The sequence below is a fragment of the Erythrobacter sp. 3-20A1M genome (genome assembly GCF_018636735.1).
In the GTDB taxonomy this organism is placed as follows: Bacteria; Pseudomonadota; Alphaproteobacteria; order Sphingomonadales; family Sphingomonadaceae; genus Alteriqipengyuania.
This window is the reverse complement of record NZ_CP045200.1, coordinates 866234-888996: the sequence shown is the minus strand read 5'-3', so window position 1 is coordinate 888996 and position 22763 is coordinate 866234. Positions and strand designations below refer to the sequence as shown.

General features: G+C 66.7%; 26 protein-coding genes and 1 pseudogene. 15 read left to right on the top strand and 12 right to left on the bottom strand.

Annotated features, from left to right (window positions below):
- The first annotated feature begins 48 nt into the window (after positions 1 to 48).
- From pspF to F7D01_RS04315, 6 genes and pseudogenes are all read left to right on the top strand, one after another.
- Positions 49 to 1083 carry a phage shock protein operon transcriptional activator gene (gene pspF, locus F7D01_RS04340; RefSeq protein ID WP_215229005.1) on the top strand — a complete coding sequence of 345 codons (1035 nt, stop codon included), beginning with the start codon at positions 49 to 51 and terminating at the stop codon, positions 1081 to 1083.
- A gap of 146 nt (positions 1084 to 1229) precedes the next feature.
- Positions 1230 to 1808: a ribosome maturation protein RimP gene (rimP, locus tag F7D01_RS04335; protein WP_215229004.1), complete on the top strand. Its 579-nt coding sequence runs from the start codon at positions 1230 to 1232 to the stop codon at positions 1806 to 1808.
- Positions 1808 to 3490, top strand: coding sequence for a transcription termination factor NusA (gene nusA, locus F7D01_RS04330; RefSeq protein ID WP_215229003.1), 1683 nt, complete (start codon positions 1808 to 1810; stop codon positions 3488 to 3490). Before rimP ends, nusA begins: the two co-directional genes overlap by 1 nt.
- On the top strand, positions 3471 to 4163 hold the full coding sequence (locus F7D01_RS04325; protein ID WP_215229002.1) for a DUF448 domain-containing protein: 693 nt from the start codon (positions 3471 to 3473) through the stop codon (positions 4161 to 4163). Before nusA ends, F7D01_RS04325 begins: the two co-directional genes overlap by 20 nt.
- A 74-nt stretch (positions 4164 to 4237) precedes the next feature.
- Positions 4238 to 6807: pseudogene (infB, locus tag F7D01_RS04320) on the top strand (translation initiation factor IF-2).
- Positions 6808 to 6811: 4 nt separating this feature from the next.
- Positions 6812 to 7339 carry a DUF1697 domain-containing protein gene (locus F7D01_RS04315; RefSeq protein WP_215229001.1) on the top strand — a complete coding sequence of 176 codons (528 nt, stop codon included), beginning with the start codon at positions 6812 to 6814 and terminating at the stop codon, positions 7337 to 7339.
- 62 nt (positions 7340 to 7401) lie between these two features.
- Here the strand turns inward: F7D01_RS04315 and F7D01_RS04310 are convergent, their stop codons facing one another.
- Positions 7402 to 7764, bottom strand: a complete 363-nt coding sequence (locus F7D01_RS04310) for an RcnB family protein (protein WP_215229000.1) — start codon at positions 7762 to 7764, stop codon at positions 7402 to 7404.
- A gap of 141 nt (positions 7765 to 7905) precedes the next feature.
- On the opposite strand from F7D01_RS04310, the gene rbfA reads away from it, so the two are divergent.
- Positions 7906 to 8301, top strand: a complete 396-nt coding sequence (gene rbfA, locus F7D01_RS04305; RefSeq protein ID WP_215228999.1) for a 30S ribosome-binding factor RbfA — start codon at positions 7906 to 7908, stop codon at positions 8299 to 8301.
- Here rbfA and truA read toward each other — a convergent pair.
- Together truA and fmt are read right to left on the bottom strand one after the other, a co-directional pair.
- The gene (gene truA / locus F7D01_RS04300) at positions 8298 to 9041 is read right to left on the bottom strand and encodes a tRNA pseudouridine(38-40) synthase TruA (RefSeq protein WP_215228998.1); all 744 of its coding nucleotides are present in this window, start codon (positions 9039 to 9041) and stop codon (positions 8298 to 8300) included. The genes rbfA and truA overlap by 4 nt on opposite strands.
- Positions 9038 to 9967 (bottom strand): methionyl-tRNA formyltransferase, encoded by a 930-nt coding sequence (fmt, locus tag F7D01_RS04295; RefSeq protein ID WP_215228997.1) that lies wholly within the window; start codon positions 9965 to 9967, stop codon positions 9038 to 9040. Before fmt ends, truA begins: the two co-directional genes overlap by 4 nt.
- Before the next feature lie 127 nt (positions 9968 to 10094).
- Here fmt and recR point away from each other — a divergent pair, with 127 nt between their 5' ends.
- The 3 genes from recR to def are packed head-to-tail and all read left to right on the top strand — an operon-like array spanning position 10095 to position 11973.
- The gene (gene recR / locus F7D01_RS04290) at positions 10095 to 10691 is read left to right on the top strand and encodes a recombination mediator RecR (protein WP_215228996.1); all 597 of its coding nucleotides are present in this window, start codon (positions 10095 to 10097) and stop codon (positions 10689 to 10691) included.
- Between the two features lie 33 nt (positions 10692 to 10724).
- On the top strand, positions 10725 to 11375 hold the full coding sequence (locus tag F7D01_RS04285) for an alpha/beta hydrolase (protein ID WP_215228995.1): 651 nt from the start codon (positions 10725 to 10727) through the stop codon (positions 11373 to 11375).
- Between the two features lie 31 nt (positions 11376 to 11406).
- A complete protein-coding gene (def, locus tag F7D01_RS04280) occupies positions 11407 to 11973 on the top strand; it encodes a peptide deformylase (protein ID WP_215228994.1) in 567 nt (188 codons plus the stop codon).
- A 27-nt stretch (positions 11974 to 12000) separates the two neighbouring features.
- On the opposite strand, the gene F7D01_RS04275 is transcribed toward def, so the two are convergent.
- The gene (locus F7D01_RS04275; RefSeq protein WP_215228993.1) at positions 12001 to 12396 is read right to left on the bottom strand and encodes a four-helix bundle copper-binding protein; all 396 of its coding nucleotides are present in this window, start codon (positions 12394 to 12396) and stop codon (positions 12001 to 12003) included.
- A gap of 608 nt (positions 12397 to 13004) precedes the next feature.
- Between F7D01_RS04275 and F7D01_RS04270 the strand changes: the two genes are divergently transcribed.
- The gene (locus F7D01_RS04270; RefSeq protein ID WP_215228992.1) at positions 13005 to 14414 is read left to right on the top strand and encodes a DNA recombination protein RmuC; all 1410 of its coding nucleotides are present in this window, start codon (positions 13005 to 13007) and stop codon (positions 14412 to 14414) included.
- 14 nt (positions 14415 to 14428) lie between these two features.
- Here F7D01_RS04270 and F7D01_RS04265 read toward each other — a convergent pair whose 3' ends face one another.
- Both F7D01_RS04265 and F7D01_RS04260 read right to left on the bottom strand, forming a co-directional pair.
- A complete protein-coding gene (locus F7D01_RS04265) occupies positions 14429 to 15160 on the bottom strand; it encodes an ATP-binding cassette domain-containing protein (RefSeq protein ID WP_215228991.1) in 732 nt (243 codons plus the stop codon).
- Positions 15157 to 16149, bottom strand: coding sequence for a hypothetical protein (locus F7D01_RS04260; protein WP_215228990.1), 993 nt, complete (start codon positions 16147 to 16149; stop codon positions 15157 to 15159). Before F7D01_RS04260 ends, F7D01_RS04265 begins: the two co-directional genes overlap by 4 nt.
- Before the next feature lie 200 nt (positions 16150 to 16349).
- Between F7D01_RS04260 and F7D01_RS04255 the strand changes: the two genes are divergently transcribed.
- Complete coding sequence (locus tag F7D01_RS04255; RefSeq protein WP_215228989.1) at positions 16350 to 16811, top strand: hypothetical protein; 462 nt, start codon at positions 16350 to 16352, stop codon at positions 16809 to 16811.
- A complete protein-coding gene (locus F7D01_RS04250) occupies positions 16811 to 17056 on the top strand; it encodes a helix-turn-helix transcriptional regulator (RefSeq protein ID WP_215228988.1) in 246 nt (81 codons plus the stop codon). Before F7D01_RS04255 ends, F7D01_RS04250 begins: the two co-directional genes overlap by 1 nt.
- A gap of 54 nt (positions 17057 to 17110) precedes the next feature.
- Here F7D01_RS04250 and F7D01_RS04245 read toward each other — a convergent pair whose 3' ends face one another.
- Positions 17111 to 17851 carry a TetR/AcrR family transcriptional regulator gene (locus F7D01_RS04245; protein ID WP_251567058.1) on the bottom strand — a complete coding sequence of 247 codons (741 nt, stop codon included), beginning with the start codon at positions 17849 to 17851 and terminating at the stop codon, positions 17111 to 17113.
- Between F7D01_RS04245 and F7D01_RS04240 the strand changes: the two genes are divergently transcribed.
- Both F7D01_RS04240 and F7D01_RS04235 read left to right on the top strand, forming a co-directional pair.
- A complete protein-coding gene (locus F7D01_RS04240; RefSeq protein ID WP_215228987.1) occupies positions 17827 to 18918 on the top strand; it encodes an aldo/keto reductase in 1092 nt (363 codons plus the stop codon). The genes F7D01_RS04245 and F7D01_RS04240 overlap by 25 nt on opposite strands.
- A gap of 90 nt (positions 18919 to 19008) precedes the next feature.
- Positions 19009 to 19473, top strand: a complete 465-nt coding sequence (locus F7D01_RS04235) for a hypothetical protein (protein WP_215228986.1) — start codon at positions 19009 to 19011, stop codon at positions 19471 to 19473.
- A gap of 76 nt (positions 19474 to 19549) precedes the next feature.
- Here the strand turns inward: F7D01_RS04235 and F7D01_RS04230 are convergent, their stop codons facing one another.
- From F7D01_RS04230 to rapZ, 5 genes are all read right to left on the bottom strand, one after another.
- A complete protein-coding gene (locus F7D01_RS04230) occupies positions 19550 to 20182 on the bottom strand; it encodes a hypothetical protein (RefSeq protein ID WP_215228985.1) in 633 nt (210 codons plus the stop codon).
- 73 nt (positions 20183 to 20255) lie between these two features.
- Positions 20256 to 21059 (bottom strand): RNA methyltransferase, encoded by an 804-nt coding sequence (locus F7D01_RS04225; protein ID WP_215228984.1) that lies wholly within the window; start codon positions 21057 to 21059, stop codon positions 20256 to 20258.
- A gap of 4 nt (positions 21060 to 21063) precedes the next feature.
- On the bottom strand, positions 21064 to 21342 hold the full coding sequence (locus F7D01_RS04220; protein ID WP_215228983.1) for an HPr family phosphocarrier protein: 279 nt from the start codon (positions 21340 to 21342) through the stop codon (positions 21064 to 21066).
- Positions 21339 to 21794: a PTS sugar transporter subunit IIA gene (locus F7D01_RS04215; protein WP_215228982.1), complete on the bottom strand. Its 456-nt coding sequence runs from the start codon at positions 21792 to 21794 to the stop codon at positions 21339 to 21341. The genes F7D01_RS04220 and F7D01_RS04215 overlap by 4 nt, the downstream gene beginning before the upstream one ends.
- Before the next feature lie 40 nt (positions 21795 to 21834).
- On the bottom strand, positions 21835 to 22725 hold the full coding sequence (rapZ, locus tag F7D01_RS04210; protein WP_215228981.1) for an RNase adapter RapZ: 891 nt from the start codon (positions 22723 to 22725) through the stop codon (positions 21835 to 21837).
- Positions 22726 to 22763 lie beyond the last annotated feature (38 nt).

Genomic DNA, 22763 nt, shown 5'->3' with positions numbered 1-22763 from the left:
TGAGGTAACGATTGCCAAGATGTGGGGGAATGTCCTAACTCTCGGGTCATGGAGCGCGAAGGGCAATTGGTCGGGCAATCGGGGGCCTTTCTCGATTCGGTCGAACGCGCCAGCCGCGCGGCGCCGCTGAGCCGCCCGGTGCTGGTGATCGGCGAGCGTGGGACGGGCAAGGAACTGATCGCCGAGCGCCTGCATCGCCTCTCCACGCGGTGGGGCGAACCCTTCATCATCATGAACTGCGCCGCGCTGCCCGAAACCCTGATCGAGGCGGAGTTGTTCGGGCACGAGGCGGGCGCCTTCACCGGCGCGACGCGGGCGCGGGCGGGGCGGTTCGAGGAGGCGGACAAGGGCACGCTGTTCCTCGACGAACTGGGCACGCTGTCGATGGCGGCGCAGGAACGGCTGCTGCGCGCGATCGAATATGGCGAGGTCGCCCGAATTGGTTCCAGCCGCCCGATCCGCGTCGATGTGCGGATCGTCGCCGCCACCAACGAGGATCTGCCGCGCGCCGCGGTCGAGGGCGCCTTCCGCGCCGACCTGCTCGACCGCCTGAGCTTCGAAGTCATCACCCTGCCGCCCTTGCGCGTGCGCGAAGGGGATATCGGCGTGCTGGCCGACTGGTTCGGGCGGCGCATGGCGGCGGAACTGGGCTGGGACGGCTGGCCCGGTTTCGCCGATCCGGTCGCGACCCAATTGGAAACGCATCCGTGGCCGGGCAATGTGCGCGAGCTGCGCAACGTGGTCGAACGCGCGGTCTATCGCTGGGACGATGCCGAGAACCCGGTCGGTGCCGTGCAATTCGATCCCTTCGACAGCCCATGGGACCCGCTGCCGGGCGAGAATCGCGGACCCACGCGTTCCAAGCCGCAGGTCGCGCCGAAACCGGCGGGCAAGCCCGCCTTCGATTTCGATTCGATCGACGATCTGCGCGGCGCGGTCGACGCGCACGAGCGCGCCATCGTGGAGGCGGCGCTGGCCCGACACCGCTGGAACCAGCGCCAGACGGCGAAAGCGCTTGGCCTCAGCTACGACCAGCTGCGCCACTGTATCAAGAAGCACGCGATCGGGGAGGACGGGGACTGACGGCGCGAAGCCGCTTGCAATCGCCGCTCCTTGCGCGTACCTAGCCAGCAATCCCGACATTGTCGCGACACTGAAGGGGCTGGCGCCGCAAGGGGCCGGCACCAAACCCCGTTGTCGCATCCGTCGCGTATCATTTGGAGAACCGCTTGGCCGACCTGGCACGCCTGAACGCAATCATCGAACCCGAAGCGAAAGCGCTCGGCTTCGAACTCGTGCGCGTGAAGATGATGCCGTCCGAAGCGGGCGATGGCGGGCAGGCTCTGCAGGTGATGGCGGAAGACCCGGCGACCGGGCAGCTGATCATCGACCAATGCGCCGCGCTCAGCCGCCGCATTTCCGATGCGATCGACACGGCCGAGGAGAACGGCGAGACGCTGATCGAGGGGGCCTATCACCTCGAGGTGTCCAGCCCGGGCATCGACCGCCCGCTGACCCGGCCGAGGGATTTCACCGCCTGGGCCGGGCACGAGGCGCGCATCGTCATGACCAAGGGCTGGTCGGGCGACGACAAAGGGCGGCGCGCGTTCAAGGGCGTGCTGACCGGGATCGATGACGGCGTGGTGATGCTGGACGATGCGAAGCACGGCCCCGCGACCCTGCCGTTCGACGATATCCATTCGGCGAAGCTGGTCCTGACGGACGCGCTGATCGCCGCGACCCCACCGCTCGACACCGCCGGTGCCGAGGAAGTTTTTGAAGACGAAGAAGAAAAGGCTGACGACTGATGGCCACTGCAATTTCCGCCAACAAGGCCGAGCTGCTCGCGATCGCGAACTCGGTCGCGTCCGAAAAGATGATCGACAAGGCGATCGTCATCGAGGCGATGGAAGAGGCGATCCAGAAGAGCGCGCGCAACCGCTACGGCGCCGAGAACGACATTCGTGCCAAGCTCGATCCGCAGACCGGCGACCTGCGCCTCTGGCGCGTCGTCGAAGTGGTCGAAGAGGTCGAGGACTACTTCAAGCAGATCGACCTGAAGGCGGCGAAGAAGCTGAAGGACGATGCCAGCGTGGGCGACTTCATCGTCGATCCGCTGCCGCCGGTCGATCTCGGCCGTATCGACGCGCAGAGCGCCAAGCAGGTGATTTTCCAGAAGGTCCGCGATGCGGAGCGCGAGCGCCAGTACGAGGAATTTAAGGACCGCGCGGGCGAGATCATCACCGGCGTCATCAAGTCGGTCGAATTCGGCCATGTGATCGTCAATCTGGGCCGGGCCGAGGGCGTCATCCGCCGCGATCAGCAGATCCCGCGCGAAGCCGCCCGCGTGGGCGAGCGCGTGCGCGCGCTGATCAGCAAGGTGGAACGCAACAATCGCGGCCAGCAGATCTTCCTGACCCGCGCCGCGCCCGATTTCATGCGCAAGCTGTTCGCGCAGGAAGTGCCCGAGATCTACGACGGCATCATCGAGATCAAGGCCGCCGCCCGCGATCCGGGCAGCCGCGCGAAGATCGGCGTCATCAGCCATGATTCCAGCATCGATCCCGTCGGCGCCTGCGTCGGCATGAAGGGCAGCCGCGTGCAGGCCGTCGTGCAGGAACTGCAGGGCGAGAAGATCGACATCATTCCGTGGAGCGAGGACCAGGCGACCTTCATCGTCAACGCGCTCCAGCCCGCCACTGTTGCCCGCGTGGTGCTGGACGAGGACGAGGGCCGGATCGAGGTCGTCGTGCCCGACGATCAGCTCAGCCTGGCAATCGGCCGCCGCGGCCAGAACGTGCGGCTCGCCAGCCAGTTGACCGGTCACCAGATCGACATCATGACCGAGGAAGAGGCGAGCGAGAAGCGGAGCAAGGAATTCGCCGAGCGCTCCAAAATGTTCGAGGAAGAGCTCGACGTCGATGAAACTCTGTCGCAGCTGCTGGTCGCCGAAGGCTTCGCCGAGCTGGAGGAAGTGGCCTATGTCGAGCTGGCCGAACTCGCCAGCATCGAAGGGTTCGACGAGGAGCTGGCCGAAGAGCTGCAGAGCCGTGCGACCGAGGCGCTGGAGCGGCAGGAGGCCACGCATCGCGAGGCCCGCCGCGAACTGGGCGTGGAGGACGACCTCGCCGAGCTGCCGCACCTCAACGAAGCGATGCTGGTCGTGCTCGGCAAGGCGGGGATCAAGACGCTGGACGATCTGGCCGATCTCGCCACCGACGAACTGATCCAGAAGAAGCGCGAAGCGCCGCGTCGCCGGGCTCCGGCACCCGGCACCGAAAGCGGGCCGCCGCAGCGCCGCCCGCAGCGCGAGCAGGACAAGGGCGGCGTGCTGGGCGAATTCGGCCTGTCCGAAGAGCAGGGCAACGAGATCATCATGGCCGCCCGCGCACACTGGTTCGAGGATGAGGAAGGCGCGGCTCCCGCCGAGACCGAGGATGCCGCATCCGCCGACACGCAGGAGGCCGCCGATGCGGACTCCACCCAATGAGCGCCTGACGTCCGACATTGCTGAAGCCCCTGCGACGCGGACTGCGAAGTCCGCGCCGGAGCGGCGCTGTATCCTGAGCGGGGAGCACGGTTCGCGTTCCGCGCTGATCCGGCTCGCCGTCTCGCCGGACGGCGACGTGCTGCCCGATCTGCTGGCGCGCGCGCCGGGGCGGGGTGCCTGGATCGGCGTGACCCGCGCCGAGCTGGTGCAGGCGATGGAGAAGGGCCGCCTGCGCGGCGCGCTGGCTCGCGCGTTCAAGGGTGCCCCCTTGAGCGTGCCCGACGATCTGCCCGACCGGATCGAAAGCGGGCTGATTCGTCTGTTGCTCGACCGGTTGGGGCTCGAAATGCGCGGCGGACATCTTATCTTGGGCTCGGACCGGATTGCGGAGCATGCCCGCGGCGGTGCGGTGGAGCTGTTGCTTCATGCCGCCGACGCGAGCGAGGACGGGGCGCGAAAGCTCGACCAGGCGTGGCGCGTGGGGCAGGACGCGGAAGGCTCCGGCCTGACCGGCACGCGCCTGCCACTGGACCGCGAGGCCCTGTCTGTGGCATTGGGCCGCGCGAATGTCGTCCACTTGGCGCTGGCCGACGCTGCGGCGGCGGAGCGGGTCGATCTGGCCCTCCAGCGCCTGTTGCATTTCAGCGGAGCGCCCGCGCCGGGCACCGGCTAACCGGCGAACGATGCCGGTGGGGCCCGGACAACGGGTTCTGGACGATTTGGATTTGAAGGAAATACGGTAGGTATATGAGCGACGACGACAACAAGACCCGCACCCGCAAACCGCTCGGCCTCAAGCGAGCGGTGGACGCGGGCGAGGTCAAGCAGACCTTCAGCCACGGCCGCACCAACAAGGTCGCGGTCGAGGTGAAGCGTCGGCGCAAGCTGGTGAAACCGGGCGAGGAGCCCGCCGCCGCGCCTGCTCCGACGCCCGAACCGGCGCCCGCGCCCGCCCCGACTCCCGCGCCCGCGCCCGCCCCCGCTCCGGTAGAGGCGAAGCAGCCCGCGCCGAAAAGAGGCCCGCGCCCAGCGACGAGACTCCGCAGGAGCGGGTCGCGCGCCTGCAGCGCGAGGCGGAGGAAGATCGCCTGCGCCAGGCCGAGGAAGCCCGCCGCCGCGAAGATGCCGAGGCCAAGGAAGCGGCCGAGGACGAGCGCCGTCGTGCCGAGCAGAACCGCAAGGCCGAGGAAGAGGCCGACAAGCAGCGCCAGGCCGAGGCCGAGGCTGCCGAGCAGCTCGCCGCGGAGCGTGAGGCGCAGGCCGACGCCGCCCCCGAGGCCGGCGAAGCGGAGGCAAAGCCAGAGGGAGATGCGCCAAGCGGTTCGGACCGGCCCGCTCCCCGCCGGTTCACCCCTGTCGCGCGGCCCGAGCCCAAGAAGCCGGAACGCAAGAAGCCCAAGGAAGAGAAGGTCGAGCGTCCCGACAAGCGGCGCTCCGGCAAACTGACCGTCAACAAGGCGCTGAACGAGGACGAGGGGCGCCGCGCGCGCAGCCTCGCCGCGCTGAAGCGTGCGCGGGAGAAGGAACGCCGGACCCATGGCGGGCCCAGCCGCCCGCGCGAGAAGCAGGTGCGCGACGTTATCGTGCCCGAGGCGATCACGGTGCAGGAGCTCGCCAACCGCATGGCGGAAAAGGGCGCCGACCTGGTAAAGGAGCTGTTCAATCTCGGCATGATGGTCACCGTCAACCAGACGATCGACCAGGACACCGCGGAACTGCTGGTCGATCAGTTCGGCCACAATGTGCAGCGCGTGTCCGCCAGCGATGTGGACATCAATACCAGCGAGGATACCGATCCGGAGGAAACCCTCCGTCCGCGCCCGCCGGTGGTCACCATCATGGGCCATGTCGATCACGGCAAGACCAGCCTGCTGGACGCGCTGCGCGGCACCAACGTCACCCGCGGCGAAGCGGGCGGCATCACGCAGCATATCGGCAGCTATCAGGTAAAGACGAAGGGCGGCGACACCGTCACCTTCCTCGACACGCCGGGCCACGCCGCCTTTACCGAAATGCGCCAGCGCGGTGCCAACGTCACCGATATCGTGGTGCTGGTGGTCGCGGCAGATGACGGGATCATGCCGCAGACGATCGAGGCCATCAATCACACGAAGGCCGCGGGCGTCCCGATGATCGTGGCGATCAACAAGGTCGACAAGGAAGAGGCGAACCCGCAGCGGATCCGCGAGCGCCTGCTCGAACACGAGGTGATCGTGGAAGAGATGTCGGGCGACGTGCAGGACGTGGAAGTCTCGGCCAAGAACAAGACCGGGCTCGACGATCTGCTGGAAAAGATCGCGCTGCAGGCCGAACTGATGGAGCTGAAGGCGCGGCCCGACCGCGATGCGGAAGCGACCGTGATCGAGGCGCAGCTGGACAAGGGCCGCGGCCCGGTCGCCACCGTGCTGATCACGCGCGGCACGCTGAAGCGCGGCGACACCTTTGTCGTCGGCACGCAGAGCGGCAAGGTGCGCGCGATCGTCGATGACCAGGGCAAGCAGATCAAGGAAGCCGGCCCCTCCATGCCGGTCGAGGTCCTGGGCCTGGGCGGCGTGCCGATGGCGGGCGACAACCTGACCGTGGTCGAGAACGAGCAGCGCGCCCGCGAAGTCGCGGAATATCGCCAGGAACGCGCGACCGAGAAGCGGACCGCGCTGGCTCCGACCAGCTTCGACACGATGTTCAACAACCTCCAGAACAACGTGATCGAATTCCCCGTGCTGGTGAAGGCGGACGTGCAGGGTTCGGTCGAGGCGATCGTCTCGGCGCTGCACAACCTTTCGAACGACGACATCAAGGTCCGCGTGCTCCATGCGGGTGTGGGTGCCATCACCGAAAGCGATGTCGGCCTTGCCGCGGCGTCCAACGCGCCGATCATCGGCTTCAACGTGCGCCCCAATGCGAAGGCGCGCCAGCTGGTCGAGCGCGAGAAGGTGCGGATGATGTATTACGACGTCATCTACCACCTGACCGAGGAGATCGCGAAGGAGATGATCGGCGAGCTTGGTCCGGAACGGGTCGAGACCGTCGTCGGCCGTGCCGCGGTCAAGGAAGTGTTCCGTTCGGGCAAGCGCGACAAGGCGGCCGGCCTGCTGGTCGAGGAAGGCGTCATCCGCAAGGGGCTGCACGCACGCCTCACGCGCGAGGACGTCATCGTCTCGGCCACGACCATCGCCAGCCTGCGCCGGTTCAAGGACGATGTCGACGAAGTCCGCGCCGGGCTCGAATGCGGCGTCGTGCTGGCCGATACCAACGACATCAAGGCGGGCGACCAGCTCGAGGTGTTCGAGGTGACGGAGCGCGAACGGACGCTGTAACCGCGTGACCCGCTACGCCGCCCTGCTCGGTTCGATCAATGTTGGTGGAAACCAGCTGAAGATGGCCGAGCTGAGGGCGGCGCTGGCCAATCGTGGGTTTGCGAATGTTGCGACCGTGATCGCCAGCGGCAATGTGCTATTCGACCACGCACCCGCCACCGACGCGGAACTCGCGGCGCGGATTGCCGAAGTCGTGAAGAACGACTTCGGGATCGAAAGCCTGGTGGTGGTGCGAACGGCCAACGAACTGCGCGCCGCGATCGACGACAATCCGTTTGTCGGCGAGAACGAAGATCGGTTCGTCCACACGCATTTCGTGCCCGGACCGCTCGACCGGCCGGCCTTCGAGGCTTCCTTCGCTGCGTACGACGGGCCTGAGCGGGTCGCAGTCGGAGACCGCGCCTTCTTCGTCGATTATCGGGGCGGGGTGGGCGATTCCAAACTTCACCAGAAGATGCGCCCACTCGGGCTGCGCAACACCGCACGCAATGTCGGCTCGTTGCAACGCATCCTCGACAAAATGACCGGCTGAGATACGCAAAAAAGGGCGGGCCCTGGTAGCGAGGGGCCGCCCTTCTTCGTTTACGGCCCGGCCTAGCGGATCAGGCCGCCGATAACCGCGCCGATTATGCCGCTGGTGATGCCCACCAGCAGGACGTCGTTGCCCGAGCGGACATATTGGTATCCGCGCGGCGGAGCGCGCAGGCCGCGATAGTCGCGGTAGTTTACCACCCGATAGTTCGGGGCGTAGCGCCGGTCGAAGCGCTGGCCGCGCTGCCAGTGCCGCCGGGCGACGTAGCGGGACTGACCGTAATGGTTGCCGCGATCGTTCTTTACCACCACGCGGGTCACTTCGGTGCGGTGATGGCCCCTGTCGCGGTAATGGTCGCGCGCTTGCGCCATGCCGGGAACGGCGAGCGAGAGCGCCGCCACGAGAGGGATCAGGGTTTTCTTCATCGGTCGTCTCCTGGTCTGGTTGACGATCCATCAATGCCCCGAAACGCGTGGGAGTTGCGTCGCGAATGGTCGCGGAATGTCGCCGACGCGCCCGAATGCGCGCCCCTGTAAATTCGCGGGCAAAGCGCCTAGATCGGGGGCATGGCACGCCAGCAATTCACTCCCGAACAGCACTCGATCCGCGTCCTCAAGGTGGGCGAGCGGGTGCGGCACATCCTCTCCGAACTGCTCGCGCGGCAGGAGGTGCACGACGAGACCGTCAGCGCCGCGAACATAGCGGTGACCGAAGTCAGGATGACGCCCGACCTGAAGCAGGCGACGGCCTACGTGAAGCCGCTGCTGGGGATCGAGGAGGACGATATCGTCACCGCGCTGCGGCAGAACACCGCCTATCTCCAGCGCGAAGTGGCCAGCCGGCTCGGCCTGAAATTCGCGCCCAGGCTGCGCTTCCGCCCTGACGAGAGCTTCGAGGAAGCCGACCGGATCGAGAAGCTGCTCAACGATCCGCGCGTGGCCCGCGATCTCGACGAAGACTAAACGGGGTACACCGCCTCCACGAAATACAGCCCGTGCGGCGGGGCGTTGAGGCCGAGCGCCTGCCGTTCGCGCGCCGCGAGCGACTCGCCGACGCGATCCTCGCTCCACCGACCGAGACCGACCAGCGCCAGGCAACCGACCATCGAGCGCACCTGGTGGTGAAGGAAGCTGCGCGCGGCGGCGTGGATCAGCACCTCGTCGCCCTCGCGCTCGACATCGAGCCGGTCGAGCGTCTTCACTGGGTCGCGCGCCTGGCACTGGACCGAGCGAAAGGTGGTGAAATCGTGCCGTCCGACCAGCGCCTGCGCCGCGCGGTGCATCGCGCCCGCATCCAGATCGCGCGCGACGTGCCACACCCTATCGCGCGTCAGCGTGGGTGGGGCGCGGCGGTTGAGGATGCGATAGGTATAGCGCCGCCCGACGCAGGAGAAGCGGGCGTGCCAGTCGTCCGCCACCGCCTCGCACGCGGTCACCGCGATCGGATCGGGGCGCAGATGCGCGTTCAGCGCCTCCATCAGACGGAACGGCGTCAGATCCTTTGCGATATCGCAATGGCTGCGCATCGCCAGCGCATGCACGCCCGCATCGGTGCGGCCCGCGCTGTGGAGCGTTACCGCCTCGCCCGTGATCCGCTCGGCTGCCTCCTCCACCGATTGCTGCACGCTCGCGCCCGTCGCCTGCCGCTGCAGGCCGACGAAGGGAGTCCCGTCGAATTCGAGCGTAAGCGCGAAGCGGGTCACGCCAGCACCGTCCCCTCGGGCACCGCGCGCCCGCGCAGGAAATCGGCGCGGTCCATCGCCGGCTTGCCCGCGCGTTGTAGCCGCAAGGGCCGGATCGCGCCGGTGCCGCAGGCGATGGTGAGCTCGTCGTCCAGAACCGCGCCGGGCTCCCCCGAACCCTCGACCACTTCGGCCAGCAGCAGTTTCACCCGCTCGCCACCTGCCCCGGACTGCGATCCGGGGGCGAGTTCGAACCAAGCGCCGGGAAACGGGGCCAGCCCGCGCACCTTGCGCTCGATCGCCTCGGCATCTTCCGACCAGTCGATCCGCGCTTCGGACTTGTCGATCTTCGGCGCGTAGACCGCATCCGCGTCCTTCTGCGCCAGCGGGCGGTGGTTGGCGAGTTCGCGCAGGGTTCCCACCATCAGCTGCGCGCCCTTGTCGGCCAGTTCCGCCGTCAGCTCGCCGGTGGTCTTGCGTTCGATCGGCACGCGCACGGTCGCCAGCATCGGCCCGGTGTCGAGCCCCGCCTCCATCTGCATGATCGTGACGCCGGTCACCGGATCGCCCGCCATCACCGCGCGGTGGATCGGTGCCGCCCCGCGCCAGCGCGGCAGAATGCTGGCATGGACATTCAGGCAGCCATGCGCGGGCGCGTCGAGGATCGGCTGCGGCAGGATCAGGCCATACGCCGCGACCACCGCCACGTCCGCCTCCAGCGCCGCGAACCGCTCCTGCTCCTCGCCTGATTTTAGCGAGGTCGGGCAGCGCACCTCCAGCCCCAGCCCTTCGGCGGCGCGCTGCACCGGGCTCGGCTGTTCCTTCTTCCCCCGACCGGCGCGGCGCGGCGGCTGGGTATAGACCGCCACGATCTCGTGCGCAGCCTTGTGCAGCGCGCGCAGCGTCGGCACGGCGAATTCGGGCGTTCCCATGAAGATGATGCGCATGGACATGCTTCCTTTCCCGGCCCCCGCTCGTTCTGAGCTTGTCGAAGGACCGCTTTTTCTTTGGGAGCGGCGCTAGAAGAAAGTACGGCCCTTCGACAAGCTCAGGGTGAGCGGTTAGGTAATCTGGATGGCATCGCAAGAAATCGAGACGCTGGCCTCCGCCCTCGCGCGCCTGCCCGGGCTCGGCCCCCGCAGCGCGCGCCGCGCGGTGTTGTGGCTGGTCAAGAAACGCGAGAGCGCGCTGCCCGCGTTGTTGGATGCTTTGACGCAGGTGCAGGGGCGGCTGGTCGAGTGCCACATCTGCGGCAATGTCGACACGCAGGACCCGTGCGGCATCTGCGCCGATCCCCGCCGCGACGCGAAGCAGCTATGCGTGGTGGAAGATGTCGCCGATTTGTGGGCGCTCGATCGGGCGAAGCTGTTCACCGGGCGCTATCACGTGCTGGGCGGGCGGCTGTCGGCATTGGACGGTGTGCGGCCGGAGGATCTGGCGATCGACACCCTGCTCGGCCGGGTGGAGGAAGGCGGCGTGGACGAGGTCGTCCTCGCCATGAACGCCACGCTGGAGGGGCAGACGACCGCACACTACATCGCCGAGCGGCTGGAGGACTACCCGGTCCGCATCACCCAGCTGGCCCACGGCCTGCCGGTCGGCGGTGAGCTCGACTATCTCGACGAGGGCACGCTGGCCCAGGCCCTGCGCGCGCGGCGACCCCTGGGTTGAGCCGACACTCGACCGAACTTAGCGGGTAACGCGATGAAATACCTGTCTCTAATCTTTTTCGCGGCGCTGCTGGCGGCCTCCACGCTCGGCAGGGTCGCTTCGGAGGATCGATCGATGCAAGGCAAGACGGTCTATATCGTCCATGGCTACATGGCCGGACCCACCGATCACTGGTTTGCGTGGTTGAAGGACGAGATCGGGCACGAGGGCGGATCGGCGAAAATCCTGAGTATGCCTGATTCCGACGATCCAAATCCGGCGCTATGGGTCCGCACGCTGCGAATGGAGATCGGTCCGCTCGATGAGAACACTTTTATCGTCGCGCATAGTCTGGGGACCGTGGCGAGCATGCGCTATTTGCAGGAGTATCCGGATGCCCGCATCGGGGGATTGATCCTCGTTTCCGGCTTTGACCAACGGCTTAGCAATATTCCGGAACTGGACAGATTTATGGACTGGCAGCCAATCGACCATTCCACCATCCGGCACATGACCGCCCACCGCGCGGTCATCACCGCGAAGGACGACGAGATTGTCGCGCCTGAACTGTCGGTCGCGCTTGCCAGGTCGCTCGATGCAGATCTGATCGAGCTGGATCGCGGCGGGCACTTCTTGGGATCGAACGGTTTCGACACCTTCCCGCAAGTATGGCAAAAACTGCGCCAGCAAGCCTCGGCGCGTTGAACTCACTGCAATTGCAGCTTATATTCCCGCCATGGCTATCCGCGAAATCCTCGAAGTGCCGGACCCCCGGCTCAAGACCGTATCGACCCCCGTCACCGTGTTCGATGACGAGCTGAAGAAGCTGGTCGCCGACATGTTCGAAACCATGTACGACGCGCCCGGCATCGGGCTCGCGGCGATCCAGGTCGGGGTGCCCAAGCGCGTGCTGGTGATCGACCTCCAGCCCGACGATCCGGATGCGGAGCCGGAGGTGTGCAACCACGGCGGTCACGAGCATACGCACCAGCCGACCAAGCGCGAGCCGCGGGTGTTCGTGAACCCCGAAATCCTCGATCCGGCGGAAGAGCTGTCGACCTATCAGGAAGGCTGCCTCTCGGTCCCCGAGATCTACGCCGACGTCGACCGGCCCAAGACGTGCCGCGTGCGCTATCAGGATGTCGAGGGCACCACGTACGAGGAAGACCTCGACGGCCTGCTCGCCACCTGCATCCAGCACGAGATGGACCACCTCGAAGGCATCCTGTTCATCGACCATCTTAGCCGGCTGAAGCGCAACATGGCGCTCAAGAAGCTGAACAAGATGCGGGCAGCGGCGTAACCTTCCGCGCCCGGCGGGCGGGGCCGTTCAGTCCAGCCCCTGCACCGCCTTCTTCACATCCTCGATCACTTCGCGGCACATCTGGGCGCAGCGTTTGCAATGCGCGTCCGTATGGCTCTCACATTCGGCGAGGCACTGCTCGCACGCGATCACCGTCGCCGCGCCGATCGCCTTGATCGCGGGCACGTTGCGGCCGGTCCGGCGGCTCGCCATGCGATAGAATGCGGTGCAGGCGTCGGAGGCATCGAGGCATGTGCGGATGCACTGCGCCCGCTCGCCCGCGTTCTCCTCGGCGAGACACGCGTCGGCGCAGGAATTCATGATCGCCGCACCGTACAGCGCGTGCTTCACCGCCTCGCCCAGCTGCTCGTTGTAATCCGCGCCCACCTGCGGGTGCTCAGAGATCATTTCCTTGATCGACATGCTTTTCTCCTTCTGTGGGTGGGAGCGGTCCGGACCGGGGATTGGTTCCGCGGATAGGCACCAGTACAGGGGACATCCGCTCTCTGTGTGGTAGTCCTCATAATCCACATCGAATTCGGACCGATCCGCTTGCATAATTGTTCGACTGTGGCATGTTCCATCTCTGTTCCAAGAGGGAGGCGCCTATCGAGTAAAAAAAGCACACGCCATGTTGGGTGGTAAGTAAGCCTCTTTCATCGAATCGAAGCTGACGGCGCTAGTCGGAACAGGGCACCAAGAACCCTGACACGGATCGTAATCGATCTCTTGCTCGCTGCGTCTATATGTTGAAGCACTCGTACGTTTGAATCCGAAAACCTCCCAGATTGGCTTTCACCAATCATCACAGGAGGTTGCCGTGAAAAATCGGCTCTATTCTGTGTATGAGGAATATTCCCTCTTCTTTTGGGCTATCTGTCTGCCGTCAGGTGCGATCATTGATCGTGCCCGCCAGGGATTCCGGACGGAAGCTGAGGCGAGGAGGGATCTGGAGTTCTATCTCTAGAAAAACCTTATACCGGAAGGCTGGCGGGGATTTTGTCCTCGTCAGCTGACGGTGGAGCATTCTCATGGACCCGACCCTCATCACCATCATCGCGCTCGTCATCGGCCTCGGCATCGGGGGCGCGGCGGGCTGGTTCTTCGGCTCGCGCCCCGCGGCGGAGTGGCGCGCGCGCCACGCGGCGCGCGATGCGGAGGCGAAGGAGCTCGACGCGAAATATCTGCGCACCTTTGCCGATCTGGAGGCCGCGCGCGAGCGGGCCGGGCGGGTCGACGGGCTGGAGCGCCAGTTGGACGACGCGCGCGAGCAGCTCTCCACCCTGCGGGCCGAGCGTGCAGCGTTCGACGAACAGAAGCGCCTGCTGGAAGAAAGCCGTGCGAACCTGCTCAAGGAGTTCGAGAACACCGGGGCCAAGGTGCTGGGCGCGGCGCAGGAGCGGTTTCTGGAGCGGGCGAGCGAGCGTTTCGGCCATTCGGAGAAGACCAGCGAGGAGAAGATCCGCGCGCTGCTGCAACCGGTCGGCGAACGGCTGGCGAAATACGAACGCCAGGTCGCGGAGCTGGAGGAGAAGCGCGGCGACGCCTTCTCGCGCCTCTACGAGCAGATCACCGAGATGCGGCGCGGGCAGGAGGATGTCCGGCGCGAGGCGCAGCGGCTGGGCAATTCGCTCACCAACGCGCCCAAGGCCCGGGGCCGCTGGGGAGAGCGGGCGCTGCAGAACGTGCTGGAACAATGCGGGCTCTCCGAACACACCGACTTCATCCTCGAACACTCGGTCTCGACGGACGAGGGCCGGCTCCGACCCGACGCCATCGTCAACGTGCCGGGGCAGAAGCGGCTGGTGATCGATGCCAAGGTGTCGCTGAACGCCTATCAGGCCGCGTTCGAGGCCGACGACGAGGAGGAGCGGGCACGGCAGCTGGGCCTGCACGCCAAATCGATGCGCGGCCATGTCCAGACGCTCGGCTCCAAGAGCTATCAGAGCCAGTTCGACGACACGCCCGATTATGTCGTGATGTTCGTGCCGGGCGAGCATTTCGTCGCCGCCGCGCTCGAACACGATCCGGAACTGTGGGACTTCGCCTTCCGCAACAAGGTGCTGCTGGCGACGCCGACCAACCTCGTCGCAATCGCGCGCACCGTGGCGCAGGTATGGCGGCAGGACACCATCGCTAACGAGGCGATGGAGATCGGCAAGGCGGGCGCGGAGCTTTACGACCGGCTCGCCATCGCCGCCGAGCATATGAAGCGCGTGGGCGGCGGGCTGGAAACCGCGGTCAACAATTACAACAAGTTCGTCGGCAGCTTCGAACGCAACGTCCTGTCTGCCGGGCGTCGGCTGGCAGACAAGGGCATCGAGATCGGCAAGCGTGAGATCGAGGACGTGCCCAAGGTCGAGGCGAGCCCGCGCTACAACAACGAGGATGCCGCCGCGATCGAGGACGGCACCGGCGAGGAGCGCGAGGCGGCGGAGTAAAGCCGCGCGAAGCCCTACCGCCCGGCGGTTCGCGATCTCAGCCGATCGATCGTCGCGCTCTCGAACGCGAGCGGATCGCGCCGCGCCGCCGCCAGCATCTCGCGCGAGAGCTCCATCGCGCACCGCCCGTCCGCCAGCATCAGCCCGGTGTCGCACGCGGCCGCCAGCGTGCCCAGATCGTGCAGCGCGGTGATCAGGGTCAGTCCATCGTCCACCATCGCGCGCAAGGCCCGGCGCAGGTCGAAAGCGGCGACCGGGTCCAGCCAGTTGAACGGCTCGTCCAGGATCACCGCGGCATGCTCCCCGGCAAAAGCGGTCGCGATGGCCGCCCGCTGGCGCATTCCGGCCGAGCATTCGCCGATCCACCGCTCCATCAACCCGTCGAGCCCCAGCGCCTGCCACAACGGTTCGAGGCGCGCGCGATACGCTTCCCCCGACCCGCTCACCAGCTCGAGGACCTCGCGCACCCGCAGCATGTCGGGCAGCGTGTCCGGCGGTGGGGCGAAGCCGAAATGGCGGGCACGCCCCGCGCGGTCGCCCGCCACTTCGAGTCCGTCCAGCAGGCACGATCCGCCTGCGAAGGGCAGCCGGCCGCCCAGCGCCCGCAAAAGGCTGGTCTTGCCCGAGCCGTTCGCGCCGATCAGGCCGAACCAGGAGCCGGGCGAAACGGACAGCGCGATCTCGTGCGTGACGCTCGCCCCGCCGCGCTTCACCGCCGCATTGCTGAGCGCCACCGCCGCGGTCATGTGAGCAACCAACACGCCTGGCGCGCCCGGCGATGCAGATACCACAGCATCGCCGCCGCCAATGCCGGGCTGAGCGGCGGGACCGACAGGGCGGAGATGGCTAGCACGCCCAGCATGACGGACACCAGCAGGTTGGCCTGCTTCCTGCGATAGAGGCGGTAGGCCATGATCCGGATCGTCGCCACCAGTGCGAAACCCCCGCAGATCGCTGCAACGATGCCGGCCACGACGGGCTCCACCAGGGCCAGGCAGGCCGGTACGGCGATCCCTGCGAACCATGCGATGGCCGTGCAGCGATCGGCGACGATGGCACCCGACCCATGGCCGACGATCGTGCGGAACCGTACCAGTTCGGCATCGACCGCCGTCATAGGAAGCATGCATGCGATCGATCCGCAGATAGCAATTCCGGCCACGGTGTCGTTGGACACGAGGCGGCTCGCGGCCAGCATCGTAACGGTCAGCAGCGCGGCGCAGATCATGCCGAAGCGCGGACGCCCCGCTTCGTTCAGCACCCACCGGCGCAGGTTGCCCGTCCGGTACGCCGGGCCGAATGGCGTGAGCGCCGCAACCGCGTATGCGCCCGCCGCACCGGCGCCGTACCCCACCAGCGCTCCGCCGATGAGCACAGAGCGGATGACGAGCGCGACCGCGAGCGCGACGAAGGCGGCGATCGCGTGCCAGCCCAGCGTGTAGCGAAGCGCGTCCCCCCGCATCAGCGCGCGGGACGGCATGGGGCCGTCGAACGCGTGGAACGCCAATCGGCGCGCGATGGTGCTTCCGACTAGGAGGCCGGCGAGCGCACCCGAACCGGCCGCAATCCGGAAGGCGACCTGCGGTGGGCGAGACCCGATCCAGCCGCGCAGGATGGCGAACCCGACCGCCGCCGCGACCACGATCGTCAGCGCATCGCGCCATCGTGTGAGGATCGCCCTTGTCGCATTCGCGGCGATCCTGGCGTCGTATCGGAAAAGCCTGCCCAGCGACATGTAACCCCTTTCGCCGCAGCACCGAGTGGGGGCAACCGCTAACTTCGGGCGCTCTTTCTGCCGAAGCGGAGCCGCCGGATCCGACCTCGCAACCCTCCATCGTTGGATCGACGCAACTGCCAACGACCCTACGGCAAATTTAATTTTTGCTTAAATTGTGTGGAAGGTTTAACTCAGACTTGAATTAGAAGGAGGACAAAGTGAACCGCTTCACCACAGCCCGCAACGCGCGCTTCGCCACGATCGCAGTTCTGGTTTGCACGATCAGCGGACTGGCGCTGAACAGCACCGGATTGTTCAGCGACCACGCTGGCCAGGATGCGCAGATCCGGCAGGCGGTGGGTCTGATACCCTCCTTGTGTTACGTCGCGGCGATCTGGATGGTGGAGCGGGCGTTCCGTTCGATCGAAAGGGGGCAGCGGATCGAGGTTGCTCTCGGCAATCTGATGCAGAACCTGGGCCTGTGGCTGTTCCTGGGGGGCATTGCCTTCGTCTTCGTGCAGCCCCTGTTGCTGAAGGCGCTGACCGTCAGCTGGGGCGCGTGGGCGTGGTTCGACGTCCCTTCGATCACGCTGGGGTGCTTGGGGCTCCTGCTGTTCGTGATGGCCCGACCCCTGCGTGACGCCGCCGTAGCCCGCGCGGAAATCGAGGGTATCCTTTGATGCCGATCACCATCACGCTCGACCGCCTTCTCAAGGACCGCGGCCTGCTGGGCAAGGAGGTGGCGGAGACAGTCGGGCTGAGCGAGACCCAGCTCTCCCTGTTCCGCTCGGGCAAGGTGCGGGGCATACGTTTCTCGACCCTGGCGCGGCTATGCTTCGCCCTGGACTGCGAGCCGGGCGATCTCTTGGGGTATGCGAAGGACCCTGCCGATATGGCGGCGGATCGGCCCGGCGAAAGTTCCTGATACCGAGCCGTGAGGGCATTGGGGCGCTGGCTATGAAGCCCTTAGTCGGTCCGGTCAGCTTTCCTCACGGGTAGGCCAGGCTTTCATGGCGGCGTTGACGACGCATGTGAGCGAAGCGCGATCGGCACCATCACGGGCCATGACGGACAGCCCCTGTATCAATGCGACCACCATATTTGCCAAAGCGGCGGCGTCCGTATCGCGTGGCAATGTACCGTCGGAAATGTCGCGCTCGACACGTGTCTGGAGGGCGTCACGCAATTGGCCGCGATACTGAGCGACAGCGGCACGAACGTCGGCCGATGCGGCGGATCCGCTGGCGGTGGAACTCGCTAGCAGACAGCCGGGGGGCGTGTCCGCACCGGTGAAGGTATCGACCGAGTTGGCCAGAACCGAGAGTGCCGCTTCATAGGCGCTGGGTGCGGCATCGATCGCCGCGCGAACCTCTTGCGTGTCGCCAGCGTAGAGCCGGACCGCCTCGAGGAAGAGGTGCTTCTTATCCCGGAAAGCCGCGTAGAGGCTCGGTGCGCTTATTCCCATCGTGCGTGTCAGGTCGCTGATGGAGGTCGTTTCGTAACCATACTGCCAGAATGCCAGCATAGCCTTTTCGAGGGCGGCGTCGCGATCGAACGACAGCGGTCGGCCGCTCTTGCGCCGAACATCCGAAACCCGATCGCCTGCTACTTCCGTATCGTTCACTACAATATCCATTGACATCGGTCTACCAGAGACCCAGATAGTTCTGTAACGATCATTATAAAGGTTTTTCCATGTCTTTGACAGATTTCCGTACACTCGGTCGCTCCGGCCTCGTCGTCAGCCCGCTCGCCTTGGGCACCATGACCTTCGGACTCGGTGAATGGGGGGCGGACGAAACGTCCTCTCGTGCCATCTTCGACGCGTATCGCGAGGCCGGAGGCAATTTCGTCGATACGGCGGACATCTATTCGGGTGGCCAGAGCGAGCAACTGGTCGGCAAGTTCATAGCAGAAGCAGGCCTGCGAGACGAAATCGTGCTCGCAACCAAGTTCGGCTTCAACGGATCGGCCAGTCCGCTCACCGCGAACCAATCGAGCGCGGGCAATCCGAACGCGGGTGGAGCGGGTGCGAAGAACATCCATCGTGCCCTGGAAGGATCGCTGAAGCGCCTCGGGACGGATTACATCGACCTTTACTGGATGCATATCTGGGACGGGGTCACCCCGATCGGGGAAATCGTCCAGACGCTCGGCGACCTCGTCCGCTCAGGCAAGATCCGGTATTACGGCTTCTCCGACATGCCGGCATGGGTCGGCAGCAAGGCCGCCACGATTGCGGCGGAGCGGGGCGTTCCGGGGCCGATCGCAATGCAGCTCGAATATTCTCTGGTCGCGCGCGATGTCGAAGCCGAACATTTCCCGGCGGCGCGCGACGGGGGCATGGGCATCATGCCCTGGAGCCCGCTGGCGGGTGGCTTTCTAACCGGCAAGTATCAGCGCGACGACACGTCCGACACCGGAAGGCTGAGCGGTGCCAACCCGTTCGGCGATAGCAAGTTCACGGATCGCAACTGGAAAATCCTCAGCGCCGCCGAGAGCATTGCCCGGGAGATCGAACGCCCGGTTGCTCAGGTTGCGCTCGCATGGACGTTGGCGCAGCCCGGCGTCACTTCGACCCTGGTCGGCGCGAGCAAGGTGTCGCAGCTTGAAAGCAATGTCGCGGCCACCGAACTCGACCTCAGCCCGGATCAGCTCAAGCGGCTCGATGACGCTAGCGCCCCGACGCCCGGGTTCACCGCTTCGCTCACGTCCCGCGATACGCGGCGCATGGTGCATGGCGGACATGCGGTGAGCGGTTGGGACGACTCGGCCGGAACGCGCTGAGGACCCTGTCGCGTTCCTTATCCAGCTTGGCCGATACGGCGGTTTCGCACCCGCTTTCCTACACGCGCTCAACCTGTCTTACCCTGCGCGATGCCAAAGCGCCTCGCCCATCGCTGCCGCCGCAGGCCGCCGTTCTTCCATCCCGTGCCGCTGCGCGCGCGGCGCGACGGGTGGAGTATCGAGCGGCAGTGCGCATTTCTGGCGCAGCTCTATCTCACCGGCTCGGTCGGCGCGGCGGCGCACCGCGTGGGGATGAGCCGTCACAGCGCCTATCGGCTGCGGACGCGGGAGGGAGCGGAAAGCTTCGCCCATGCCTGGGACAGCGTCCTGACGCCGCCCGGAACCGGTCGCCGCCACGCGCCGCGAACCGATTGGCGGAAGGTGACAGTTCCGCAGCTGATCCGTCGGATCGAGACCGGTCTGGTCCAGCCGGTCATCCATCGCGGCCGGATGACCGCGCTGCGGCGCAAGGCCGACATTTGCGCGCTTCTGCGCCTGTTGCGCCGGATCGACGCGAACGAGCCCGGCGCTTCCGATGGACCGCTCGGATGCTGAGCCGCGAGTTTTGCAAAGACCCCCGGTCGGCGTTCCATCCTCCGCCGCTTGCCCGCTCTCGCCGGGCGCGAAGTTCCTACCGGATGTCGAAATCCAGCACGGTGAAGCGCGCCGGGCCGGTGGCGTACACGCCGTGGCCGCGCCCGCCCGCCGATCCGAATACGAAGCCGACGCGTCCCGCATCGTCCAGCGCCTCTTGGAACGCCGCCGGATCGTTGCGCGCGGTGGTGTGCATCACCGCGCCCCAGCTGCGATCGAGCGGCACCGCGATCTCGTGCGTGCCGGGCGACAGCGGCATCATGGTGGCGGGGGCGGCGTACCAGCGATAGGCCTCGAACCGTCCCCGGCCGCTCCAGTTGTCGCCGCGGCGCTGGAAATAGAGCGTGATCGCGGCCTGCGCCTTCGGGTTCTCGGCGGCGACGAAGCGCGTGCCGGGCGCGGCGTCGATGCGATAGCGCAGGCGGAGTTCCTTCGCGCCCGCCAGCGAGCGGACCGGCAGGGTGACGTAATGCACGCTGCCTTCGCGTGCGCCGGTAGGGAAGGTGAACTGCGGCCCGTCACGGCCCGCGCTCAGGTGGCCGGGCATGCCGGGCGAGTAGTTGCGCCCGCGCACCACCGGGCCGATCTCCCAGTCGGAAGCCGACTGCGCGATCGCGACGCCCGAGGCGAGCAGGGCGGGAATGGCGAGGAGAGAGAGGTATCGGCGCATGGCGGAAAACTAGGGCGCGAACGCTGCATCGCCCGTGAATGCCTCCGCCGCGTCCCGTTCAGGCAGCGGGGGGTCAGCTATCCAGGCTGGCGAGCACTTCGTAGGCCAGCACCGCGGCGGCGACCGCGGCGTTGAGGCTGTCGGCGCGCCCGCGCATCGGCATGGTGACACGCAGGTCGCACGCGGCCTCGTAATCCTCCGGCAGCCCTTGCGATTCGTTGCCGACCATCACGAAGCAGGGCGCTTCGTACGGTGCGCCGCGATAGGGCACCGCGTCCCGAAGCGATGCGGCGACCAGCTGGCCCGGGCCGTTGCGCAGCCATGGGACGAAACCTTCCCAACGCGTCTGGACGATCGCCTGCGTGAAGACGGCCCCCATGCTTGCGCGAACCGCCTCCACGCTGAAGGGATCGGCGCAATCGTCGATCAGGATCAGCCCGCCCGCGCCGACCGCATCCCCGGTGCGCAGCATCGTGCCCAGATTGCCCGGATCGCGCAGCGCCTGCGCCACCAGCCAGATCGGCGCGGCGGAGCGATCGAGCGCGGCGAGGGTCGTGCCCCATTCGGCGAAGGCTCCCACCACGGCCTGCGGATTGTCCTTGCCGGTGATCTTGGCGAGAATCTCCACCGGCACCTCGATCACCTCGCCCCCCAGGCGCTCGACCGCCTGTTCGAGCGCGTCGATCAGCGGGTGCGGATCGCGCCCCTCCGCCATCACCAGCGTCTCGGGAATCCGGCCGTTCTCGCGCGCATCGGTGAGCAGGCGCAGTCCCTCCGCCAGGAAGCGGCGCTCTCGGCGGCGATGCTTCTTTTCGCGCAGGGCGCGCAGCGCTTTTACCGTCGGATTGGAGAAGCCGGTGATCCGGCGGCGCGCCATGGCGCTATTCCTCGCCGAAGCCGTTTTCGACCAGCTGGCAGAGCCCGTTCAGCACCGTCTCGTCACCCGCGCCGTCGACCATGATCTCGATCGTGTCGCCCTTCGCCGCGCCCAGCATCATGAGGCCCAGGATCGATCCGCCGGCGGCCTCCGATCCGTCCTTCGCCACCGTCACCTCGCACCCCTCGGGCAAATCGGAGACGGCGGAGACGAACTTCGCGCTCGCCCGCGCATGCAGGCCGCGCTGGTTGACGATCGTGACGGTGCGCCGATGCTCGCTCACGAGGCCTTCTTCTCCGCCTGCGCCACATCTCCGTGACCAAGAAATTCGGACGCGACCGTTATGTAGTTGCGCCCGGCCTCCTGCGCCGCGGTGGCCGCAGCGCGCACATGCATGGTCTTGCGCACTCCGGCGAGGCGGATCAGCATAGGCAGGTTGATCCCGGCGATCACCTCTATCCGCCCGGCGTCGAGCAGCGAGATGGCGAGGTTGGACGGCGTGCCGCCGAACAGGTCGGTCAGCAGGATGGCGCCCTGGCCGCTATCGACGGCGGCGACCGCGTCCGCGATTTCGCGGCGACGCTCCTCCGCATCGTCGTTCGGGCCGATACACACGGTGCGGACAGCGGCCTGCGGCCCGACCACATGTTCCATCGCGGCCACGAATTCCTCGGCCAGCCGGCCGTGGGTGACGAGGACGAGTCCGATAAGGGGAGGGGTGAATTCTTCTAACATCACGTCGTGCCCGGCGCTGTCCCGCTTGTGGTTCCCGGCCTTACTGGCTTTCGATCCGGTCCGCGGTGCGCGACGCCAGGTTGCGGTGAATGACAGTGGGCGAAATTCCCCCCTCGCGCAAGGCCTGCGCCATGCGTTCGGCGGTATAGACCGAACGATGTCTCCCTCCGGTACAACCGAAGGCGACGTGGACATAGGCCTTGCCCTGCTTGCGATAGCGCGGGAGCAGGTCGATCACGAGGTCGCGCATGCGGGGAAAGGTTTCGGCGAAGGCTCCGTCGCGCTCGATATATTCGCCCACCGCCTCGTCCCTGCCGGTCTGTTCACGCAGGCCCTCCGCCCAGTGCGGATTGTCGAGATAGCGCATGTCGAAGACGAGATCGGCCAGGGGCGGCATGCCGCGGGCGAAGCCGAAACTGCTGACCGTCACGGTCAGGGCGTCGGGGGCGACATCCTCGAACCGCTGCCGGACGAACTGCTGCAGCTCGTTGCTCGACAGCGTGGTGGTGTCGATTACCATGTCGGCCCAACTGCGCAGCGGTTCCATCAATTCGCGTTCCGCGCGGATACCGTCGAGTGCGGCCCGGCTTTCGGACAGGGGGTGGCGGCGCCGCGTCTCGTTGTAGCGGCGTTCCAGTTCGCCGCTCCCGCAATCGAGAAACAGAGTGGCGATCGAGAGGTCTTCGCGCTGTGCCAGACGCCCGACCAGTTCGATGATTTCGGCCGGTACGAAACCGCGCGTCCGGGCGTCGAACCCGATCGCCAGCGGGCCGGGATCGCCCGCCGCCTCACTGACGAAGGATTCGAGCAGGCGGATGGGGAAATTGTCGACCGCTTCCCACCCCAGATCCTCCAGCACATGAAGCGCGGTGGTCTTGCCCGCGCCGGACACACCGGTGACGAGCAGGATCTGCTGCCGTTGCCCGGTCATCGGGCGGTGCGGGAATCGCGGAACGTCATGGCGCGGTT

Coding starts and splice junctions, on each gene's coding strand:
- F7D01_RS04240 (WP_215228987.1), top strand. CDS start 17,827: ATGTCTTTGACAGATTTCCGTACACTCGGTCGCTCCGGCCTCGTCGTC.
- F7D01_RS04285 (WP_215228995.1), top strand. CDS start 10,725: ATGAAATACCTGTCTCTAATCTTTTTCGCGGCGCTGCTGGCGGCCTCC.
- F7D01_RS04275 (WP_215228993.1), bottom strand. CDS start 12,396: ATGTCGATCAAGGAAATGATCTCTGAGCACCCGCAGGTGGGCGCGGAT.
- F7D01_RS04215 (WP_215228982.1), bottom strand. CDS start 21,794: ATGTTAGAAGAATTCACCCCTCCCCTTATCGGACTCGTCCTCGTCACC.
- F7D01_RS04250 (WP_215228988.1), top strand. CDS start 16,811: ATGCCGATCACCATCACGCTCGACCGCCTTCTCAAGGACCGCGGCCTG.
- recR (WP_215228996.1), top strand. CDS start 10,095: ATGGCATCGCAAGAAATCGAGACGCTGGCCTCCGCCCTCGCGCGCCTG.
- nusA (WP_215229003.1), top strand. CDS start 1,808: ATGGCCACTGCAATTTCCGCCAACAAGGCCGAGCTGCTCGCGATCGCG.
- F7D01_RS04310 (WP_215229000.1), bottom strand. CDS start 7,764: ATGAAGAAAACCCTGATCCCTCTCGTGGCGGCGCTCTCGCTCGCCGTT.
- F7D01_RS04325 (WP_215229002.1), top strand. CDS start 3,471: ATGCGGACTCCACCCAATGAGCGCCTGACGTCCGACATTGCTGAAGCC.
- F7D01_RS04265 (WP_215228991.1), bottom strand. CDS start 15,160: ATGACCGCGGCGGTGGCGCTCAGCAATGCGGCGGTGAAGCGCGGCGGG.
- F7D01_RS04270 (WP_215228992.1), top strand. CDS start 13,005: ATGGACCCGACCCTCATCACCATCATCGCGCTCGTCATCGGCCTCGGC.
- fmt (WP_215228997.1), bottom strand. CDS start 9,967: ATGCGCATCATCTTCATGGGAACGCCCGAATTCGCCGTGCCGACGCTG.
- F7D01_RS04235 (WP_215228986.1), top strand. CDS start 19,009: ATGCCAAAGCGCCTCGCCCATCGCTGCCGCCGCAGGCCGCCGTTCTTC.
- def (WP_215228994.1), top strand. CDS start 11,407: ATGGCTATCCGCGAAATCCTCGAAGTGCCGGACCCCCGGCTCAAGACC.
- F7D01_RS04230 (WP_215228985.1), bottom strand. CDS start 20,182: ATGCGCCGATACCTCTCTCTCCTCGCCATTCCCGCCCTGCTCGCCTCG.
- F7D01_RS04225 (WP_215228984.1), bottom strand. CDS start 21,059: ATGGCGCGCCGCCGGATCACCGGCTTCTCCAATCCGACGGTAAAAGCG.
- F7D01_RS04260 (WP_215228990.1), bottom strand. CDS start 16,149: ATGTCGCTGGGCAGGCTTTTCCGATACGACGCCAGGATCGCCGCGAAT.
- rbfA (WP_215228999.1), top strand. CDS start 7,906: ATGGCACGCCAGCAATTCACTCCCGAACAGCACTCGATCCGCGTCCTC.
- rapZ (WP_215228981.1), bottom strand. CDS start 22,725: ATGACCGGGCAACGGCAGCAGATCCTGCTCGTCACCGGTGTGTCCGGC.
- pspF (WP_215229005.1), top strand. CDS start 49: ATGGAGCGCGAAGGGCAATTGGTCGGGCAATCGGGGGCCTTTCTCGAT.